Origin of the sequence: Nostoc cf. edaphicum LEGE 07299 (assembly GCF_015207245.1) — a bacterium.
Classification (GTDB): domain Bacteria; phylum Cyanobacteriota; class Cyanobacteriia; order Cyanobacteriales; family Nostocaceae; genus Nostoc; species Nostoc edaphicum_B.
Genome location: NZ_JADEXF010000806.1, coordinates 1 through 3,086, shown reverse-complemented (window position 1 = coordinate 3,086; position 3,086 = coordinate 1). Strand labels below are relative to the sequence as shown.

The window sequence follows — 3,086 nt, the reverse complement described above, 5'->3', positions numbered from 1 at the left end:
CGATAAATCAAAGTCTTTGGGAAGCCAGCGTTCAACATAACTACCTGCTTGAGCGAGTTTTTGCACGACTGTCTGTACTGCGGCTCGAATTTCCGCAGCAACCGGAACTTCTACCCATTCATCAATCCAAGCAATTTTAAGATCCTGCAAAGACTTGCCTGATGGAGTATCAAGGGGAATCGGTGGCACATCTGGGCGACGTAGATCCGCACCAGCGATGAGTGAGAAACAAAGGCGAATATCTTCGAGCGATCGCGCAAAACAACCAATAGTCAACATTTGTCGCAAGCATAGCGGCATTCCCGGTACTTCAGGGATACTTCCGGCGGTGGAAATACGGCGATCTGTTGGCTTTAAGCCATACACGCCGCAGAAAGTTGCAGGTTGGCGCACGGAACCCGCAATATCGTTGCCTATATCTAATGCTGAAAGTCCGGCTGCAACAGCAGCAGCACTACCTCCAGAACTGCCACCTGCCGTATAGTCGAGATTCCAGGGATTATTTACCCGTGGAAACAGAGAATTTGTACTTTGAAAATCACCAGCCAGTTCTGCCATGTTCGTTTTCCCCAGGATAACGGCTCCTGCTGACCGTAGCCTTGCGACAACGGTGGCATCCTGTTGAGGAATGTAGTCCTTGAGGGGAATATAACCCGCTGTGGTACGTAGTCCTACTGTTTCAAAGATATCTTTGATTGTGATCGGGACACCGTGCAGAGCGCCCCAGTATTCTCCTCTAGCTAGGGCTTCATCTGCAAGCTTTGCTCTGGCACGAGCATTGTCTTCGTCTAAGGTGCAAATTGCATTCAGCTTTGAGTTGTGTTTAGAAATCTGCGCCAGGTAAGCATCGAAGACTTCGACAGCAGAGACTTGGCGATCGCAAATCATCTGAGCAAGTTGATGAGCGGGTAGAAAAACTAAGTCACTCATAGGTCGATTTCACCCCATTCTCGTGCAACTGCAATATCCCATAAATGAGTAGCCGGTAGAAAAACTAAGTCACTCATAGGTCGATTTCACCCCATTGGTCAGATTCTAAGGATCAAGTTAATTATATTTATTAAGGGGTTATAAGCTTTAAAACTCCAGGTCTAATTGGGTGTTAGCGATCGCTATCAGCAAAATAGCTCAACTACTGCCGGTTTAGTCACTTTCCCCATCGCGTTGCGAGGTAATTCTTCAACTATCAAAATTTGGGTTGGCACTTTATAAACCGCCAATCGCTCTTTTGCCCAACTCCTGAAAGCTTCTAAGGTTAAAGGTTGTGAGCCTTGCAATACTAACGCGGCACACACCCGTTCACCCCATTCTAAATCGGCAACCCCAACCACTGCACATTCCTGAATATCTGGATGCGATCGCAATACTTCTTCAATTTCTAAAGCCGAAACTTTATACCCTCCGGTTTTGATAATATCCACACTCATCCGTCCCAGAATGCGGTAGTTGCCGTTCTCAACTACGGCGGTGTCTCCAGTACGGAACCAGCCATCTTGGAAGGCTTTGGCAGTTGCTTCGGGGTTTTGCCAATATTCTAGAAACACTCCAGGGCCTTTAACTTGGATTTCTCCTGGTGTTCCGGCTGGAACTAACTCTCCGTTCTCATCTACTAATCTCACTTCAACTTGAGGTAAAGGCTTCCCCACATATCCAGACAATCGTTTACCGTGTAAAGGGTTCGATAGCGCCATGCCGATTTCAGTCATGCCATAGCGCTCAAGCAGAAAATGGCCGCTGATGCTCTGCCACTTTTCTAAAACTTGAACTGGTAACGCTGCCGAGCCAGAAACCATCAGGCGCATTTTAGCACAGCCTTCTGACATAGTTTTTTGACGTTCTTTAGAGGCAGTTTCCCAAGCAGCAATGAGTTTTACATAAATTGTTGGTACTGCCATAAATAAGGTTAAGTCACCGTCACAAATTCGCTTCCAAACGGTTTCGGCATTAAATTTGCTCAATATATGGCACTCTGCCCCAGCCCATAAAGCACAAGTCAGTACGTTAATAATCCCATGAATATGATGTAGTGGCAGGATATGTAAAATGCGATCGCTAGATGTCCATTCCCAAGCGGTGATTAAGCTAGTCACTTGCGCTTGAATATTTTGGTGAGTTGTAACTACACCCTTGGGTTTACCTGTTGTACCACTGGTGTAGAGAATTAAGGCGCGTCTAGTGATATCTATTTCTGGGAGGCGACTAATATTAGATGGGAGCGTTTCTGAGGTGAGGATAAATCGCAAATTGTGTTCTTGGGCGAGCGATGCCTGCGGCGGTAAACTACGCAGTATACTCTCAAAATCAGGATGAGCAATAATAATCGATGCTCCAGAATTAGTAATTACATACTCCAATTCTGGACGTGGATGAGAAATACACAGAGGTACAGCTATACCACCAGCCCGCCAAATTCCCCATTGAGTGGCTACATATTCAAACCCAGGCGGAATGAGAAAGGCAACTCGCTGCTCTTGTAAATCTTCTGCATTTTGAAGAAGACCTGTTGCTATTTGACTAGAAGTGTGGAGCAAATCCCGATAGGTAAATGCTCCGTCCGTTGTCAAAATTGCTGTTTTTTCGTTGTGTTCTTCAGCACGAATAATCAATGGCAAATTCACGTTTTTTTACCTATTTAGGGTTGATTCAGTCTAGTTAATGAAAGTATATATAAATCTGATTTGCTCTGAACTGACAGCCTTACAGCAGATTGCAAGTTAATGAAGTATAAAAATACCCTTCCCTAACCCTCCCCTTATAAAGGGGAGGGAACAAAATTTCCTATTTCCCCCCAATATATCGAGGGGATTAAGGGGGGTAATGAGATGCTAAATTCTGAACACGGTGGAATAATTTTCTCTACCTGGAATAATTTCCAGCATTACATTAAGCTCAAACTACTCTTTATACGACTCCAAAATTCCACTGCGAATCATTAGTTGTGGCCAAAACAACACAAAAAATACCATCCACGTTCCTATTGGGATGGAAACGAGAACTGTTATCCAGATAGTTTTAAATAGTAACCAGCTACCACCAATCAGTGTTACACCCGTGAGAACTATAGACCAGGGTTGACACCACCAGGG

General features: G+C 44.9%; 3 protein-coding genes. All 3 read right to left on the bottom strand.

Annotation, left to right across the window (positions count from 1 at the left end):
• Positions 1-930 (bottom strand): amidase (locus tag IQ229_RS20945; protein ID WP_194047027.1); only part of this gene is annotated, 930 nt, incomplete at its 3' end.
• Between the two features lie 185 nt (positions 931-1,115).
• Positions 1,116-2,618 carry an acyl-CoA synthetase gene (locus tag IQ229_RS20940; protein WP_194047025.1) on the bottom strand — a complete coding sequence of 501 codons (1,503 nt, stop codon included), beginning with the start codon at positions 2,616-2,618 and terminating at the stop codon, positions 1,116-1,118.
• 276 nt (positions 2,619-2,894) lie between these two features.
• The coding region (locus IQ229_RS24280; protein WP_228013617.1) for a DUF6737 family protein at positions 2,895-3,086 on the bottom strand (192 nt) is incomplete at its 5' end.